Below are 17,144 nucleotides of genomic sequence, written 5' to 3'. Positions count from 1 at the left end.
ACCCCATTCAAAATGGCGGCGGGTCGACGTCGACCCTGAGTGCAGTGGGGGTGACCCACCATGTCGCTCCGGAGATCTCGTCGCGATACAGCACCCAGTTGCTCTTCGTCTTGACGACATGATGTGGTTCGCAAAGCGGCGCGGTGTTTTCGGCCGACGTCCTTCCGCCGTATTGCCAGTCGAGGCGATGGTCGATGTCGCAGTCACGGGCGAGGCGAGTGCAGCCAGGTCCGACGCACACGGGGTCTCTGACGCCCAGCCACCGCCGCAGCGCCTTCGGCACGCGGTACGTAGTGCGGTCCACGTCAAGAACGGTGCCGGTGACCGGGTGAGTGAGGATCCGGATCCAGCTGGTGGCCTCTCCTGCCAGCCGGCGAGCGGTATCGAGGTCGATCGGGCCATAGCCGTCGAGCATGGCGGGGGCGTCGTCGTGTCCGAGCATGGTCATCACAGGGAGGGTCAGCGCCACCGATGGTCGGCCGCTGCGCGGCCCAGACAACGTGGTCTCACCCTTCGCGAGCAGGTCGGCGAGGACGTCGGCGCGCAGCTGCGCGAGCGTTCGATCCTCGCCGCTCTGCGCCGCCAGATGGCGGGCCTGGGCGTCGACCCGCGCATAGGCGGCATACGCGTCGGCGGCGGGCAGGTACGCACCAAAACTCGCCATCCCGTCGTGCTCGGGCGTGACCCAGGCACCGCGGTCTTCGGCGGCACGGCGATGACGGACGGTGAGATCTTCAGGATGTACACGCTCTCGCACCACGCGCGCTCGGAGGCGGAACTTGCCAGGCGCCAGCTTTTGGGCGGCGGCCGCGACAGCGGTGTCGAACGCAGCCCACGCGTCGGGACAGTCGACCGGCAGGGATGCGGCCTGCTGCGCGGCGGTCACGGCATTCAGCTCGGGGACGAGCCCGGCGCGAAAAGCGCTCCACACGAGCGGGCACCGTTTCCGCAGCGTGTCAGCATGGGCGCCGCGTGTGCGGATCATCGTCTCCGACATCCCGAGCCGCACGGCCAGGTCCAAGGCTGCGGCGCGCACCGCGATGTCGCGGCGCTCGGCGCGCACGGCACCCACCGTGCGATCGCGCGGATCACGCCACGCGCGGTCGAGGGTCGGATCAGGCCCGACCCACGGGTCGGGGCAGGCCGCGGCATCCCGAAGCAGATCGGCAATCCCGGCGTATTGATCTGCGATCAGCACGCGGCCGCGAATCGTCAGGGCCTCGAGCGCGAGCGCTCCCGCCGTGTGCGCCTCGCCGCTCGCCTCCAGCCGTTCGACCGCCGCCCACGGGTCCAGCTCGTGGGCTGCGTACATGTCGGCCTCATCGACGAACCTCGGCGCGTCATCGATCCACGGTGCCGCTTCGGCCACCAGATTCGAAGAAATGCTCATATGTAGAAGATACAGTTGGCCACCGACATTAGAACAGAATACCGATGAATACGCGATTCAGTCGGCCGAAGGAGCCTGGCCCGGTAGGCTCGCGGCCATGGGCAAGCTCAGACTGCTCGCGTTGCCACTCATCCTCGCCGCGACACTCACCGGATGCGCCGCTCCGGGTGCCGGCGATGTCTCGAACCCCATTCAAGACCTGATCGACACCATCCCGTGGGCGCGGGATGTCGCAGACACGGCGAGCGCGCAGGAGCTGACTGCTCGGGTCGACGAGATCAGCGCGACGCTTAGCAGCCTCGAGATCAGCGAAGCAGCGCGAAGCGAGTTCCAAGCTCGACTGAAGGCGCTCAGCGCCGACCTCACAGCCCACTCGTCCGAAACTCAGGCGCATGTCGACGAGCTGCGCGCCATCATCGCCGAGATCGCGGCGGCGGTCGAGAACGGTCGCTGATCCGGCCGGAGCGAGACCGCTGAGACACTCCCATCGCCTCAGCGCATCACGTCCAACCCCTCCGTCTGGGATATCCTGACCGACGTCCATGAGTCGGCGGTCCCTCGCCGGCAGCGGAGGGCCCAACGATGGAAGAAGCGCGCGTCGCCGTCGTGATCGAGGACGAAGAGGACATCCGGTCCCTGCTGTCCACGATCCTGTCGCAGGCCGGTTTCACGGTGCATGGCGCGGCGAACGGTCAGGACGGCCTCGATCTCGTCCGCCTGCATCAGCCCCTCGTGACGACCCTCGACGTCAACATGCCCGGCATGGACGGCTTCGAGACCGCGAAGCGGATTCGCACCCTGAGCGCGACGTACATCATCATGCTCAGCGCGCGCACCGAAGAGATCGATGCGATGCAGGGGCTCGAGGCCGGCGCCGACGACTACGTCGCCAAGCCCTTCCGTCCCCGAGAGCTGCGCGCCCGCATCGACGCCATGCTCCGTCGCCCGCGCAATCACATCGACGTGCCGGCAGCACCCGAACCCGCGGCCGCAAAACCGCCCATCGCCGAGTGGCTCGAGCATCAGGGCATCAGACTGAACACCGAGACGCGCGTCGTCACGGTGGACGGCGACGACCTCCAGCTCACGCGCAGCGAGTTCGACATCCTCGCGGATCTCCTCTCTGGAGGACGCCGCGTGCGCGCCAAGACCGACCTCGCGCTCATGCTGCGCGGCGAGCAGTTCACCGGGGTCGAGTTCGTCACCGACAGCGACGCGCGCGCGATCGAGGTGCACATGGCCAACCTGCGCCGCAAGCTCGGCGAGTCGCCCGCGAGCCCCCGGTGGATCGAGACCGTGCGCGGGGTCGGCTACCGGCTCACCGCCTCCTGAAGCAGGTGACGCAGAGCGGATGCCGCTACTCGTCGTCGCCGACGAGCACCGAGGTCTCCACCGTCGCCGCCGCGCGGATCGCCGCCTCACGCGCCACGCGGGCAATCGCCGTCGCGTCATAGCCGCTGGTGTCGCTTAGTCCCACACCGACCCCGACGACCGGGATCACCCCGCCGCCCACGTTGCCGAGATCCTCGAAGAGGCCCCGGTAGATCTCTCCGGCCACGCGCCGCGCTCCCTGTGGCGCCTCGACGACCGTCCCGACGAGCAGCCCCGTCGGACCGTCCTCCGCGACGAGAGCGTTCGATGGCGCGTACGTGCGCACCCCCGTGCGCCACGTCTCGGTGACGGCGCGCGCAACCTCGCTGCCGAACGCGGTGGAGATCTGCTCGAGGTCGTCAATGCGCACGGCGATCACGGCGACGAGCTCGGAGCGTCGCCTCGCCCGCTCGCAGAGGTGCGCGAGGGCGGCGGCGAAGACCTCTTCGGACAGGATCCCGTCCTCGGCGGTGCCCTCGCCCGTGGGTCGCAGATACCCGCGCATGGGTGCTCGCGATGCACGGAGCACGGACGTCACGACCACGGCGACGATCGTGAGGGTGGTGGTGAGGATGCTTGTGTTGACCGTGCCGAACACGGTCTGGAACAGGGTGCTCTCCGGGCCCGACGTGATGAACGCGGTCGTGCGCGACACGTAGTACAGCGCCTGCACGCCGAGAACGGCGGCCAACACCCAGGCCGTGCGCGATTCGCCGAGCGCTCCGCGCAGGCATTCCACGGCGGCGACGCCCGCGAATCCGAGGAGAGGGATGAACATCCACAGGGCCCCGGCCCAGTCCCCGCCATCAGGCCCCGCGACCACGACGGAGATCGCGGCGGCGAGCGCTGCTGCCGCGACGAGTGCGGACCACCCGAGCACCGGGCGCCCGTTGAAGCGGCGGCATCCGAGCCACATGCATCCGGTGGCGATCACGAAGGCCGCGTTCCCGACCGCGATCGCCCACCAGGCAGCGGACGATTGCACCCACACGATGTAGGCGACGGTGGTGAGGATGCCGGCGAGAAACGCGAGCGCCCAGATGCGGCCGGCGCCCTCGTCTCTGCGCAGCATCGTCTCGATGATGAAGAGGATGCCGCAGACGTTCACCACCAGGGCGGTCATGACCAGCACACTGGCGAGGTCGAGGGTCACAGGGAAGTCCCTTCGATGCGGTCGAGGGTGGGGGCGGTCGCCGGAAGCTTCACGATGAAGGTGGAGCCGACCCCGAGCGTGCTGTCAAGTTTGAGGTCTCCGCCGTGCGCGCGCACGATGTCGCGCGTGATGGCGAGGCCGAGCCCGGTGCCTTGCTTGCGGGGTGCGCCTGCCTTGAAGTAGCGCTGGAACAGCCGGAGGCGATCTGCGTCGCTGATTCCCACCCCGGTGTCGCGCACGACAATCCAGCTCGAGGATCCATCGGTCGCGGTGCCGACGAAGACCGTGCCGCTGTCCCGGTTGTAGTCGATCGCATTCGACAGCAGGTTGTCGATGACTTGTCGGAGCCTCATCGAATCGGCCCAGACGGGTGCGGCTTCGAGACTGGCGGTATCGATCACGATCCCGCGCGCGGCCGCGCGCGGCAGGAGCGCCTCAACAGACGCGCGCGCGATGTCTCGCGCGTCGATCTTCTGCCGATCGATCGTCGCCTCGATGGACGACGACGATGAACTCGACGCCGTCAGGATGTCGCCGACCAGCCCCAGGAGACGCTCGGCGTTGCGCTGGGCGACGTCCAAGTTCGAGCGCACCTCGTCCGGCACGTCAGGCGCTTCGATGGCGAGGTCGAGATAGCCGAGGATCGAAGTGAGGGGAGTGCGCAATTCGTGCGACACCGAGGCGACGAGCTCGTCCCGGGCACGAAGCGCCTCCAGTTCGATGGTGACGTCGCGCGAGATGACCACCGCTCCGGCATCGCGGCCGCGGGAATCGAGCAGCCGACGGGCGCTGATGCTCAGCGCCTGGCGAGGCCGGGGTTCCTGGCCGAACCAGACCAACTGTGGGTCGAACGCCTCGCCACGCAGGGCCCGTTCGAGCGGCAGTTCGGCGTCCGGCAGCCGGGTCACGCCGTCGTCGCGGAATGCAGGGGCATCGGCATCCTCGTCGTCTGTCGGTCGCGCCTGCTGCAGGCGGGCGTGCGCTTCGTTCGTCACCGAGACCTTGCCGTCCGACGCGATGCGGATGACGCCGAAGTCGACCGCATCGAGCACTTCGGTCACCTCCTGCTCCTGCCGCCTGGTCCGCTCCAGCACACGGCTGAGCAGCAGCGCCTGCTTCGCAAGCAGGATGCGCTGCGCGTCGGAGCGTCGCGCACTGAGGTAGCTCGTGGTAGCTACGGCGATCACGACGAGCGGAAGTAGAAGCGTCGCATCAGTGTTCTGCTCTTGGTTCACCGCGTTCATCAGACCGCTGATTACGGCGACGGAAGCCGTCCCGGCGAAAAGCCCCAGAAGCCCGAAGCCGCCGGCGAGCCAGGTGGTGGGAAAGATCCACAGCAGTCCGAGCGCGGAACCCGGCGCGCCGAGCTGCATCAGGGTGATCGCGACGATATCGATCGCCGGCACGACAGCCACCCACCCGAATGGAATCTGATTCCACGGAATGACGAATGTCGCCCCTGTCAACATGAAGACGAGGACGACGCCGGTGAAGAACAGAGCCGGATCTCCGGAGAAGTCTCCGAGCGCGATGAGCACCGCGAGCACGAGCACTACGGTGCCCAGCAGCAGCTGATTTAGGCTCGCGGTGCGTTCTCGAGTTCGATCGATGATGTCGCTGTTCAGCCAAGCGACTCGCGCGCGGGAGGCCCGCCTCGCGGGTGTTTTCGGTGCGTCCCTCGTTGCGACGGCCATACCGGAACGGTAACGGATGCCGCGACCTTTGGATCTGCTCAGGTTTGCGCCCGTTGATTACACCCCGTGAGGCCGCCGCGACTCGCGCCATTAGAGTTGCCGTCAACAGTTCTCTCTTTGGGGTGATGATGACTGGAGGTCCGTCGTCGGCTGGCGCGCCGCCCGGCTGGTACGCCGACCCGCGGGGCATCGCGGGGGCGCGGTGGTGGGACGGATCCGCCTGGACCGATCGCGCTCTGGACGGGATTTCACCGCGCTCTGGCGGGAAGTCGAGTCCGGGGCACGACATGACGTCATCGATGGATCGGAGCGGGCCGTCGTCGCGCTCCGCGCGACGATCGAGCCACGCCGCGGCTGAACCGAAACTGGAAGCGGCGGCTCCCATCCAGCCCGCGCCCCCAACGCGACGTGCCGCCCGATCGGTCGCGACAGGGCCGCAACAGGTGGAGCCGCAGTCTTCACCGGTGATTCCCGCCGACGCCGAGGCGCCCCCGCTGACACGCCGTGCCTCGCGTTCCGCCGAGCCCCCACAACCATCGGAGACCAGCACTGGCCCCGACGTAGAGCCGCCCGTTCTCGCCGTGTCTTCGCCGGCCGCAGAGGCTGCCACTCAACTCGACGTAGCGCCGCCCCTGCTCGCCGTGTCTTCGCCGGCGACGCAGGCAGACGCCCCGCCCGTCGACCCAGAAGCGCCACGGGCTGGCGCGGATGACGCCAACCCCTTCCCCGGCGAGATCATCGGTCGCAGACCAACGCCAATCGAGGATCGCGCGCTCTTGCCGGTCATGTACCGCCCGCCGCCGTCGCCGATCGCATATCGTCCGCAGCCAGGCGCGTACGCCGACGGACACCACAGGACTCTCATGCCCATGACGAGGAACGGCCCGGCCACGGCATCGCTGGTGTTGATTCTTTTGGGCTTGGTGGGCGTCGCAGCGGTGGTCTGGGGTTTGACCGACACATACCCTTCTCTTGCCCAGCCGCTGAGGTCCACCATCCTCGCCCTCTTGGGGGCAGCGCTAATCCTCGCGATCGCGAGTTTGGCGATCGCTGTTACGCGTCCAACGAAGAAGGGCGCCTCTGTGCTTGCGCTCGTGTTGGCATTCCTACTTCTGTTCGGCATCACCTTGATGTTCGGGTTGAACCCGATCGCGAACTGATCCGGGCTGCGAGACCAGGGTCACCGACGACGCTCCACCTTAGCGATGTGAAAGCCCACGTCGAGGGGGGCGAACGATCAGGCGGACACCGAAGGAGCTCTTCTGACGGCGCCCTGACCTGCGCGTCAGCATTTTTCTATTCAAAGAGTCGAGTTTCTATTCAAAGAGTCGAGGCTGGTGACGGTGATGAGGTGCCGCACGGGATGCCGATCACGCCCGTGGCAATCGGGATTTGGCGTTTCTGAGTCCCAAGGCGTTTCGCGGGAGAGTCGCGTCTACAGACCGCACCCGGTAACGCGGTACAGCGAGGCGTTGCCTGAGCGGTACGCGAGTTCGACGTTGGATGATTCATCCAGGCCTGCCACGCCGTCGAAGTTTGCGCCTTGCGGTAGCGCATTTCGCTGTGGGATGTCGACCACCCACTTGACGTCGAGATCGCGAGCGGCGGTGCACCCCGGGCCGTCCTCTGCGGACTGAGCGAACGAATCCATGAACGCGTCGATCGAAGCGTTCGTACCCATGTTGATGGCCGGAAGCAGAACATGACGAGAGGTGAGAGCGTAGATGAAGCTGGAGCCCTTCCATGGGTTGCCAGCGATCAGGTCCTCTTGTGGAACGTTCTTTCCGATGAAGTCGATCACTTTGCGGCCGTCCTCGCTTAACGCGACAAGGGCACTGAATGGATCATCGGTCGGAGTGAAGGTTGAGCGCATCGATGTGTCTACGCTGCGCACAGACGCGGACAGCGTGGTCGAAACGGCGAGCGCGGTAAGGCTGAGCATCGCGACGACCCCGGCGAATCGTGTGAGGCGTGCCCTGGATTCCGTTGCGACCTTAATGCGAATCCAGACCCTGCTGGCGCCGAATGCGGCGAGGGGCACGATGCCGATCGGCACGAACGCGGCGATCCGATTCGGATCTCCATACCAGGACCCCGTGAATAGCGCTCGGAGGAAGGCATCTCCGCCGTGGGCCATGACGTAGATGGCCAGGAGCATCACCCACAAGCCGACAGCAGTGAGGGCGGACGCACTTCGCGTCCTCACGCAGGCAACGACACCGACGAGTGTGAGTGCCCCGGAGATCACCGGAATCGAGGACCCCGCAATCGCTCCCGTAATTCCTTCACCCAGCGCCTGCGCGACGGTGTCCGGAGCAGCGGGATCCTGTAGGCCACCGGGGCGAAGGTACGTTACCACCGCAACCATGGCGAGGAAGTAGAGAACGCTGAGGGCACCGATGAGACGCCGAGCGCGACCGCTACGGTGCCGAACGATTGCCCGCCCGGCGACAGCACCTGCGACCGGAACGGAGAGTACTGAGAGCATCGCGAGTGCCGAGGGATGGACCCCGACGACCCCAGGTATGCACGCGACGAGCAATAGCCCGGCGGCCAGGGGTCCGAGATCCAGCCGCCCAACCTTCCCAATTGCCATCATCGCTGCGATGCAAACAGGCACCAGTGCTACAGAGAGAAAGAGCGGGTACGTACCCATATACGGGATTAGAAACATCGGGTAGGCCGCAACTCCCGCACACAACACACCGGCCGCGAGAGTGGTGACGGTGCCAGTGCCGAAACACGCCCGTGTGAGAAGAATTGCTCCAGTCGGCCACACGGCACACGCCGTCAAGGCGAGCAGCGCGTTCGATGCGATAGGGATCGAGACGCCCGACAATTGGACGACGAGCGCTACGACGGCGTGCCATCCGCTCGGATAGACCGTGGGGGTGCCTTCGACCGTAGTCATCTCCTGGAGATTGAACGGTGACGCGGTCTTCGACTCGAGTACGAACTGGACTGCGTTGAGGTGGAAGACATTGTCGAAAGACTGAGCAAAGAGCTCCGGCGATCCCACGGCGAACATGAGGCGTGCCCCGAGGATCACAGCGGCAATCGTGACGGCGGCTGCCGAGCCGAAGCGCCACTCACTGTGTTCAATCGGTCGCGGACGCGCCGGTCGAACGAAGTGGGTAACCAGCCACGCGGCGACGGCGGCGGCAACAGAGATGAGCAGCACAGGTAGGAACGACCACTCCATTCCGAGGAGGGGCGCGAGGACGGATGCTGACACGATGGCCGTAAGACTTATCGCCGGCGTTCCTGCCACGAGCCAGAGGCCCCTTAGTCGGAGCCCGAGCGCGATAACGAAGCCAGGGCAACCCAGCGCCAGGACGCACGCCGCCAATGCGAGCCCCAACTGCATCCACGACGGGTCCAACGCACTCCTTTAAGAACGGTGTTCCAGAAGGATAGGCCGGAATATCCGGCCTGCAGGGCTGTCCCGCCTCCGCCAGCGGGAAGGGGGTCATTCCTGAGCCAAAGCTAAGGCGCGCGAGCTTGACCGCAACTGGCTTGCCCACCGAGGATTGTCGACGGGGAGGGGTTCACGATGGGTGTGATCTCCTAGCCAGCTCTGGGGAGACTGGTACGACAGACCGCGCCTGGCGTCGGGATGTTGTTTCGGTTGGACTCGGGGTCACTCGTATTCACAATCACCGGGGAGATGCACGCATGCGTGGCACCATTCATAACTACATCGAGGCGGAGAAGATCCGCCGCGAGGAGAACGATGAGAAGGGCTTCTCGCTCATCGAGCTCATCGTCGTCGTCGTGATTCTCGGCATCCTTGCCGCCATCGCGATTCCGATCTTCCTCAACATCCAGGATCAGGCCAAAGTGAGCTCGGCGAGGACGGTTGCAGCTAATGCGGCTACGCAGTGGGCTGCCGCGACTGCGAAGGGGTCTTCGACCTCGTTCACGAACTTCGCTGGATACACCTTCGCCGTAACCCCGTCGGGGGCCACACTCGACGACTTCTGTGTCGCGGCCACGCAGTCGACCGCGCTCGGCGGAAAGGTCGGATACTCCGGCCCCGGATGCGGCTCACTCGCCATCCCGTAAATTGAGTCGATGGCGTGGTCTGCAAAGTGCCGTACACTTGCAGATCACGCCATCGGTCGTCTGGGGAGGCACAGATGCGGATCAAAGACGACACGCGCGGTTTCGGCGTCGTGGAGATTATCGTCTCCATGTTCCTTTTGGCTATCATCGCAGTCGCAATTCTTCCGGCGCTCTGGACAGGTATTCGACTGTCCTCCGAACAGGCGATCGTGGCGACCGCTACCCGACAGCTCAACTCAATGGTCGATCAAGCGCGACAGTCGCCCACTTGCGCTGCGCTGCTCACGACCGTCAGCTCGAAGAGTTTCACCGACGGCAAGGGGGGTGCCTTCGCCACATCAGGGGTTCGGGGACTCTGTGGACCTAAGGCGTCCGTCTCAATCACCCTGACCGCCACGCAAAGTGGCCGGACCCTGGCCACCGCGTCGGCGCTCGTGTACGTGCCATGAACCGGAGATCCAACGAAGATGGGGTTTCGCTCATCGAGCTCGTTGTTTACGTCCTGCTCCTGGCGATTGTCATGAGCGCGGTGGCTGTGATCTTCGTCAATACATGGAAGGCGCAACAGAGCGTGACGGCGCAGACTCGGGCGACGACGCGGGGTCAGCTCGTGAGTTCGGAGGTCGAGCGAGCCATGCGGAACGCCATCGCCTTTGATCTGTCGCCGGACGGAACGACCCTGAAAGTGCAAACGTCGCTCACCGGCGAGCAAGAATGCCAAGGGTTCTACTTCTCGGGCCATGAGGTGCGGATGATTGTGAAGAGCAGTCCGATCACCAAGAGTCCCGACCAGTGGAATCAGTGGCAGTCCGGAATCGACCAGGACGGCGTCACCGCCTACCTCCAGCCACTCTCGACTCGCGGTGTTCGCTACACGTTCCAGGCAGCCGCGCCGGCAGCACCTGTCCGCTTCACTGGGGAGACGTATATGCGCAATTCAGTCGCAGGAACGGTGGCGCCGTGCTGGTGAACCGCCTGTGGCGGCTGCGCCACCGCAACGATGAGGGTGCTGCCCTCGTCGCAGTGGTCGTCACTATGCTCGTGGGTTTCATCGCCGTCACGACCATTGCTGCGAGTGTGGTCTTCACGATCAGTGCCAACTCCGGAAACAAGAATCGCACGCAGGCATTCATCGCCGCAGAGTCAGGTCGCGACGCGGCCCTTGCGAACGTGATGAAGGTCCCCTGCGCGCTCGGGGCATCGAATGCGGTTGCAACCAACCCCCCGGTCTATGCCGCTGCCGCGACGACGGGGCCGAACGAAGGTTCCCTTGCCGCAGCCTGCCCGAGCCTGACATCGCCCAGTGTCATTCGGATCGTGTCAACTGGGAAGGGACCGGACGGCACGGCGACTGAACTCACATCCCTGTTTCAGAGGACGGTCACGTACGTCGGTCAGCCCGGTGGCACGATGGCGTTCTTCTCTGGTCAGTTCAAGGCGACGCAGTCGTCGTACATCGGCGACCTCGTTATCCGCGACGGCAAGTACACCTGCAACAGCACGACGGTGATCGATGGCGATCTGTGGGTTCCTCGGGGCGGGATCGAGCTCAGCGCGGACTGCACTATCAACGGCGACATCTTCGCCGAAGGCGACGTCGACATCAAAAGCGCGAAAGTGACGATCACGGGTACCATCAGCACCCGCGGGTCGATAACGGTTGACAGCCAAAACGCGGAGATCATCAAAGACTTGAAGTCGAGCAAGGACATCACGGTGTCCAAGGGTGTCGTAGGTGGCAAGGGCTTCGCGCACTTGACTGCGAGTGATCCCGGCAACCGGGTTGTCGGAGGAGTCCAGTCCAATGTGAACCCTGATCCGGCGGTGTCGCAGGCTGACCTCGACGCTGTCTACGTAATGACCACCTGGGTCGACCTACCGCAGGAGCCGGCATTCTGGGGATCGGACGTATGGTGGGAGACAGGGCCGTGCAACGGCGCGGATGTCACGGGCAAGGTGACAGCGGGCCTTCCTACGGGATATTCACGAGTCGGAATCGACTATCGCGGCTGCACAGGTGACGTCACGATCAGGCTGGTTGGGGGCGCGACTCAATTCACGCATGACGCTGTGTTCCTCGTCGCTCCTGGGTCGAAGATGACCGTGACGACTGGGAACATCAACTCGACCGGTCCGGTGCCGCAGTTGTTTTTCGTCCAGGGAGACAGCATTCTTGGGAACTCGGTGCCGAACTGCGGCGCGGGCATGGCGAGCGGCGATCTCTCGCTCGGCTCGACACTCAACGCAAACCTGATGTTCTACACCCCATGCGGGTTCAAGAACACGAACCAGGTAGCCTTCGACGGCCAGTTCTACTCCAACACGGACGGTTCTGCACACTGGGTGCAACCTGAGTTCAATTGCCAGCCGATGGAATGGCTGCCCATGCTCGATCTCAGCTGCGAGATCACGATCGGCACAACGAGCGGCGGAACCTCGACGCCTATTCTCGGTCCGCCTACGATGATCTCGCAGACGGAGAAGTAGCACCTTGCCGGCTGTCACATTGTTCCTCGTCATCATGGCGGGGGCACTCGGCCTCGTCATCGGCTCGTTCCTCAACGTGGTTGCTTACCGCGTGCCAGCGCAAATCTCGCTCCTTCGGGAGAGCCGCTGTCCGCACTGTGACGCGCCGGTGAAGCCTTGGCAGAACGTGCCCGTCGTTTCGTGGATTGCCTTGCACGGTAGGTGCGCTTCGTGCCGTGAACCCATTTCGGCTCGCTATCCGATTGTCGAGGCGATCACCGGGGCGGCGTTCGCTGGGGTGACTTGGTGGTTTCTCGCAGCTTCCTCGACCACCTCAGCGACCGGCGGCGGCTCATCAACGAGCGGGGACGTCTGGGCGCTGGGGATCGTTATCGTGGCTTTCCTGTACTTCACATCCATCAGCATCGTGTTGACGCTGATTGATCTCGACACACGCCGACTCCCGAATAGCATCGTTTTGCCGAGCTACGTCGTCGCGGCGGTTCTCTTGACCGCCGCATCGTGGCTGAGCGGTGACTGGGCTGCCTGGCTACGGAGCGGCATCGGGATGGCGGCGTTGTACGCGTTCTACTCCATCTTGCGGCTTGCCCGACCTGGAGGTATGGGCGGGGGCGACGTGAAGCTCGCCGGCGTCATCGGGATCTACTTGGGCTGGATCGGGTGGGGCGCTCTCGCGGTGGGGTCTTTTGCCGCGTTCGTGTTCGGGGGCTTCTTCGGTATTGCGTTGATGGCCGCAAGACGTGCCGGGCGAAAGACCGCCATCCCGTTTGGGCCGTGGATGATTCTCGGAGCATGGGTCGGCGTCTTCGCCGGCGAACCTGTGGGCCGCTGGTATGTAGACCTCTTCACTGGGGCCTGAGGGAAGGAACACTCGCATGGCAAAGACAATCGTCGGGTTGGAGGTGACTGAGGAGAGCGTGCGTGCCGCAGAACTCTCACTCGGGCGAAAGCCTCAACTCATTGCATACGGCGAGGTCCCACTTCAGCAAGATGCCGCTCGGGACTCGGAGGTGCTCGACCCCGGGGCGGTCGCCGTGGCGTTGCGGCAACTGTGGTCTGGCGCGCGATTCAAGAGCAAGGATGTCGTGCTCGGCGTCGCAAGTCGGAGAATCCTTGTTCGTGAATACACGACCCAGGCCATGCGGGCCGACCTGTTGCGCGACGCACTGCCCTTTCAGGTCCAGGACCTTCTTCCGGTGCCCGCGAGCCAAGCAGTCCTCGATTTCTACCCGCTGTCCCAGAGCGGCGACCAGGTTTCGGGCCTGCTTGTCGCCGCCGTATCGGAGAACATCGAGGCGATCATCGGAACTCTCTCGAAGGTGAAACTCCGGGCGCAGGGCGTTGACCTCACCGCGTTCGGTCTCGCGAGGGCCACGGCGCCACTTGCCCCGGCGGGCGAGACCGTCGCGACCGTGAGTATCGGTGACCACACCACGCAGGTCGTCGTTACACGTGGCGGTGTGCCGCAGTTCGTCCGCCTGCTGCCGATCGACGTTCCCACCGCAGCATCTCAGCGTCAGACGCCCGTCGAGATCTCGGCAGACTCGCCCGCGCTGGAGTACGCAGCGGCGACTCCCGCTCGTACTCGTGGCGGTCTGCGCGCGGCCACGCCGCCGGGGGCGTCCGATCTCGCAGCGCGTCTGCGCAGCACGCTCGCGTTCTTCGCAAGTCGGCCGGATGCCGCGCCGATCTCACGGGTGTTCGTGACGGGCGCGGGTGCGGCGGTGGAAGGGATTCTTCCGGCGCTTGCGGCGGCGATTGAAGCACCGCTTCGTGTCATCGACGTCTCCGACGTCATCGCGATCGCCGGCCCACCACCAACGGGTGAGGTCGGACTCAATCTCGTTGGCACCGTCGGAATCGCACTTGGCGGGGCCCGCTAATGGCCGCGTCGCTGACGCCAGTTCTCGCGGGCGTCCCTCGCGTCAACCTCATGCCGCGATCGGAAATTGCTCGGCGTGAGCGCGACAGGCTCACCCGCCTGTGGCTGTGGGTAGTGCTTGGTGCGATTGTCGTCGCACTCCTCATGATCGCCGGGGCGTTCCTCATAAAGTGGTCTGCCGATCAGCGTCTTGTCGCCGAGCAAGCGCACACAAATCAGTTGCTGACCGAGATAGCCGCGCTGTCGGAGGTGAGCGAGGCACTTGCGACGGAGTCAGAACTCACTGACTTCCGCACCGAGGCGATGGCAACGGACCTGACGTGGAGTCCAGTGATCGCAAAGGTCAACAGCATACTTCCGCCTGACACGAGCCTGACCGGGTTCGATCTGACCGTAGGCGGCGCACCGGCGGGTGACGACCCTACTCTCGAGGAGGGTGTCGTCGGGACGATCTCGGTCGAGAGTCTCACCCCGCTCGACATCGTCGGAATCATTCGTTCTCTCCGCGAGGTCGACGGTGTGCTCTTCGCCGATGGCCAGTCCGTGACCTCGAGTTCTGCGTCCGACGGGCGGTTCGCTTACCTGCTCAACATTCAGTTCGATCAGACGGTCTACTCAGGCGCCTATGCAGCCACCGAAGGAGGCGATGAGTGATGTCGAAGACTATGGTCACCGCTCTCGGCCTGGTCATCTCGCTCGGGGTTATAGCCCTCGGCTTCTTTCTCGTCGCCTTGCCGATCATCGTTCAGGCATTCAGCGTCGATGGTCAGACCGCGGTTGTAGCGAGCACCAATGCCATCTATCAGGCGCAGGTCGATGAGCTGAGCAAGGAGGAGGAGAACCTCGAGCAGATCAACGCATCGGTCCTGGGGCTCCGCTCTCAGATCCCCGTCGACGGACAGCTCGACGACGTCTTCGAAGTAATCGGGCGCGCGGCCGCGACATCGGGGGTTGCGCTCACCAGCGTCACGGCTGGCCAGCAGGTGGCATTCGCGCCGCGCAGCTCAACAGAACCAGCTGGGACCGTTGCTCCGACGGACGACACAGGAGCGACCGAAGGGTCGGCGGAAACGACTGCCGTAGACCCCGGGTCGCCGGGACGCCAGCAGGTCGATTTTTCGATCCAGGCGACGGCTGCCGACATGGGTGAAGTGACCGCGTTCCTCGATGCGCTGCGAGCCGGGCCGAGACTGCTCAACAGCATCACGGTGTTTTCGGCTGAGGCGGGCGAAGGCATCACCGTACAGATCTCAGCGCTGACGTACGTCCACGCGGAAGGATGAGGGCATGAGTGAGATTGAATTCGACGCACTGTTGGCCCGTGGCGCTCAATATCGTGCGTCCGACGTTCACATCACCGCCGGGTTTCCGCCGCTTCTGCGCGTCGACGGCGACCTCATACCAGTGCCCGGGTTCGAAGACATTCTGTCCGCAGGATGGGTTGAGCGCGCTGCATTCGATCTGATGACAGTTGGGCAGCAGGAGGAGTTCACGCAGCGCGGTGAGGTGGATCTCGCTCACGCTTCGACTGGAATCGGGCGCTTCCGCGTCAACGTCTATCGCCAGCTTGGATCCATCGCGATTGCGCTTCGATTCATTCCCGACCGGGTGTATTCCCTCGAAGAACTCGGAGCCCCGCCGATCGCGCGTGATCTTGCTCTGCTGCCGCGTGGTCTTGTCCTCCTGACAGGTCCCACGGGTTCGGGTAAGTCGACGACCCTCACGGCGATGGTCGACATCATCAACGAACTTGTACCAGCGCACATCATCACGATCGAAGATCCCATCGAGTTCCATCACGAGAGCAAGCGAGCGCTCGTCCACCAGCGCGAGGTCGGCACCGACACGGGTTCGTTCGCAGAAGCTCTGCGGCGTGTGCTTCGCCAGGACCCCGATGTGATCCTCATCGGTGAGCTTCGCGACCCTGAGTCCATCCGCACGGCGCTTTCGGCGGCAGAGACCGGCCACCTCGTGCTTTCGACGCTGCACACTCAGGGTGCGGCGAAGAGCATCAACCGAATCGTCGATGTGTTCCCTGCCGACCAGCAGCAGCAGATCCGGACGCAGCTTGGCGACACACTTCAAGGCGTGATCAGCCAGACGCTCATGCCGCTCTCTCAATCCGATGGTCGGACGATCGCCACTGAGGTGCTCATCAACACCCCGGCGGTTGCGAACATGATTCGCGAGGGGCAGGTCGCCCAGATCTACTCAGCGATGCAAGCGGGGTCAGGGGTCGGCATGCACACGCTAGATCAGGACCTGCGACGACTGGTAGGCGAGGGCACCATCGCGCTAAACGTGGCCAGAGACTATGCCGTAGACCCACGCAGCCTCGACGGCGTGCGCGTTGTGCCGAAGGATCTTGATGCCGAGGAGTGGTCCGAACACGCAGGTGGTTGGCGTCAGCCGGGACACGAATCGATCACGCCAGCGGAAGCCGTAGTGGGGACGGGACTTGGCATGGGTTCTCGTTTCGGATCGCCAGCTGACTCCAGAGGGAAGGGCTAGCCATGGCCGTTGTGCAGGAGTTCGTCTACCGTGCAGTGGATTCCCGCGGAGGTTCGACAGTCAAGGGCACAATTGAAGCGCCGAGCGAAGCCGCCGTCGCCGCGAAACTCAAGGCGCAAGGACTCACGCCGCTTGAGGTGACGCTCAAGTCGAGCACTGGACTCAACCGTGAGATCAAACTTCCTGGGTCGAGCAAGCACGTGACGGCGAAGTCGCTCGCGGTATTCTCGCGTCAGATGGCGGGTCTTCTCAATGCCGGCCTGCCGCTCATGCGAACCCTCTCGATCCTCATCGAGCAGACTGACGACAAGAGGCTGCAACCCGCATTGATCCAGGTGCAGGCAGATGTTGAGTCCGGGTCGTCATTCTCGGCGGCGTTGGCGAGACACCCGCAGGCGTTTCCGCCGCTGATGCTCAGTATCGTGCGCGTAGGCGAGAGCGGCGGCTTCCTCGGTGGGGCGCTGACATCGATCGCCGAGAATTACAAGCGCGAAGCCGAACTTCAGAACAAGATTCGCGCGGCCGTCACCTACCCGGCAATTGTGCTCACAATCGCCATCTTTGGTGTGATCGCGATGGTCACCTTCGTCG

Annotated in this window: 17 protein-coding genes and 1 pseudogene; 14 read left to right on the top strand and 4 right to left on the bottom strand. The window is 64.6% G+C overall.

The window, feature by feature from the left end; all coding sequences use genetic code 11:
* Positions 1–7: 7 nt before the first annotated feature.
* A complete protein-coding gene (locus tag ACXJ3V_RS18080) occupies positions 8–1,390 on the bottom strand; it encodes a DUF222 domain-containing protein (protein WP_457101734.1) in 1,383 nt (460 codons plus the stop codon).
* A gap of 97 nt (positions 1,391–1,487) precedes the next feature.
* On the opposite strand from ACXJ3V_RS18080, the gene ACXJ3V_RS18075 reads away from it, so the two are divergent.
* Both ACXJ3V_RS18075 and ACXJ3V_RS18070 read left to right on the top strand, forming a co-directional pair.
* On the top strand, positions 1,488–1,844 hold the full coding sequence (locus ACXJ3V_RS18075) for a hypothetical protein (RefSeq protein ID WP_457101733.1): 357 nt from the start codon (positions 1,488–1,490) through the stop codon (positions 1,842–1,844).
* A 128-nt stretch (positions 1,845–1,972) separates the two neighbouring features.
* Positions 1,973–2,722 (top strand): response regulator transcription factor, encoded by a 750-nt coding sequence (locus tag ACXJ3V_RS18070; protein WP_457101732.1) that lies wholly within the window; start codon positions 1,973–1,975, stop codon positions 2,720–2,722.
* 25 nt (positions 2,723–2,747) lie between these two features.
* On the opposite strand, the gene ACXJ3V_RS18065 is transcribed toward ACXJ3V_RS18070, so the two are convergent.
* Positions 2,748–3,914, bottom strand: a complete 1,167-nt coding sequence (locus ACXJ3V_RS18065; protein ID WP_457101731.1) for a hypothetical protein — start codon at positions 3,912–3,914, stop codon at positions 2,748–2,750.
* Positions 3,911–5,608, bottom strand: coding sequence for a sensor histidine kinase (locus tag ACXJ3V_RS18060; protein WP_457101730.1), 1,698 nt, complete (start codon positions 5,606–5,608; stop codon positions 3,911–3,913). Before ACXJ3V_RS18060 ends, ACXJ3V_RS18065 begins: the two co-directional genes overlap by 4 nt.
* Before the next feature lie 125 nt (positions 5,609–5,733).
* Here ACXJ3V_RS18060 and ACXJ3V_RS18055 point away from each other — a divergent pair.
* A pseudogene (locus ACXJ3V_RS18055) lies at positions 5,734–5,832 on the top strand (DUF2510 domain-containing protein); the annotation flags it as partial.
* Between the two features lie 240 nt (positions 5,833–6,072).
* Positions 6,073–6,768, top strand: a complete 696-nt coding sequence (locus ACXJ3V_RS18050; RefSeq protein ID WP_457101795.1) for a hypothetical protein — start codon at positions 6,073–6,075, stop codon at positions 6,766–6,768.
* A 275-nt stretch (positions 6,769–7,043) separates the two neighbouring features.
* Here the strand turns inward: ACXJ3V_RS18050 and ACXJ3V_RS18045 are convergent, their stop codons facing one another.
* On the bottom strand, positions 7,044–8,990 hold the full coding sequence (locus tag ACXJ3V_RS18045) for a DUF6541 family protein (protein WP_457101729.1): 1,947 nt from the start codon (positions 8,988–8,990) through the stop codon (positions 7,044–7,046).
* Between the two features lie 293 nt (positions 8,991–9,283).
* Here ACXJ3V_RS18045 and ACXJ3V_RS18040 point away from each other — a divergent pair, with 293 nt between their 5' ends.
* The 10 genes from ACXJ3V_RS18040 to ACXJ3V_RS17995 all read left to right on the top strand — a co-directional run.
* The gene (locus tag ACXJ3V_RS18040; protein ID WP_457101728.1) at positions 9,284–9,673 is read left to right on the top strand and encodes a type II secretion system protein; all 390 of its coding nucleotides are present in this window, start codon (positions 9,284–9,286) and stop codon (positions 9,671–9,673) included.
* A gap of 74 nt (positions 9,674–9,747) precedes the next feature.
* A complete protein-coding gene (locus tag ACXJ3V_RS18035) occupies positions 9,748–10,122 on the top strand; it encodes a type IV pilus modification PilV family protein (RefSeq protein WP_457101727.1) in 375 nt (124 codons plus the stop codon).
* Positions 10,119–10,643: a type IV pilus modification PilV family protein gene (locus tag ACXJ3V_RS18030; protein WP_457101726.1), complete on the top strand. Its 525-nt coding sequence runs from the start codon at positions 10,119–10,121 to the stop codon at positions 10,641–10,643. Before ACXJ3V_RS18035 ends, ACXJ3V_RS18030 begins: the two co-directional genes overlap by 4 nt.
* Positions 10,634–12,160 (top strand): hypothetical protein, encoded by a 1,527-nt coding sequence (locus ACXJ3V_RS18025; RefSeq protein ID WP_457101725.1) that lies wholly within the window; start codon positions 10,634–10,636, stop codon positions 12,158–12,160. Before ACXJ3V_RS18030 ends, ACXJ3V_RS18025 begins: the two co-directional genes overlap by 10 nt.
* A 19-nt stretch (positions 12,161–12,179) precedes the next feature.
* Positions 12,180–13,019 carry a prepilin peptidase gene (locus ACXJ3V_RS18020; RefSeq protein WP_457101724.1) on the top strand — a complete coding sequence of 280 codons (840 nt, stop codon included), beginning with the start codon at positions 12,180–12,182 and terminating at the stop codon, positions 13,017–13,019.
* Between the two features lie 16 nt (positions 13,020–13,035).
* Positions 13,036–14,043 carry a type IV pilus biogenesis protein PilM gene (gene pilM, locus ACXJ3V_RS18015; protein ID WP_457101723.1) on the top strand — a complete coding sequence of 336 codons (1,008 nt, stop codon included), beginning with the start codon at positions 13,036–13,038 and terminating at the stop codon, positions 14,041–14,043.
* A 218-nt stretch (positions 14,044–14,261) separates the two neighbouring features.
* Positions 14,262–14,696 (top strand): hypothetical protein, encoded by a 435-nt coding sequence (locus tag ACXJ3V_RS18010; RefSeq protein ID WP_457101722.1) that lies wholly within the window; start codon positions 14,262–14,264, stop codon positions 14,694–14,696.
* A gap of 11 nt (positions 14,697–14,707) precedes the next feature.
* Positions 14,708–15,325 carry a hypothetical protein gene (locus tag ACXJ3V_RS18005; protein WP_457101721.1) on the top strand — a complete coding sequence of 206 codons (618 nt, stop codon included), beginning with the start codon at positions 14,708–14,710 and terminating at the stop codon, positions 15,323–15,325.
* 4 nt (positions 15,326–15,329) lie between these two features.
* Positions 15,330–16,553, top strand: coding sequence for a type IV pilus twitching motility protein PilT (locus ACXJ3V_RS18000; RefSeq protein ID WP_457101720.1), 1,224 nt, complete (start codon positions 15,330–15,332; stop codon positions 16,551–16,553).
* A gap of 2 nt (positions 16,554–16,555) precedes the next feature.
* A partial coding sequence (locus ACXJ3V_RS17995; RefSeq protein ID WP_457101719.1) for a type II secretion system F family protein occupies positions 16,556–17,144 on the top strand: 589 nt, incomplete at its 3' end.

The organism is Microbacterium sp. P5_E9 (genome assembly GCF_054049175.1).
Note: the sequence above shows the minus strand (reverse complement) of the source record. Positions and strands in the feature narration are given on the sequence as shown.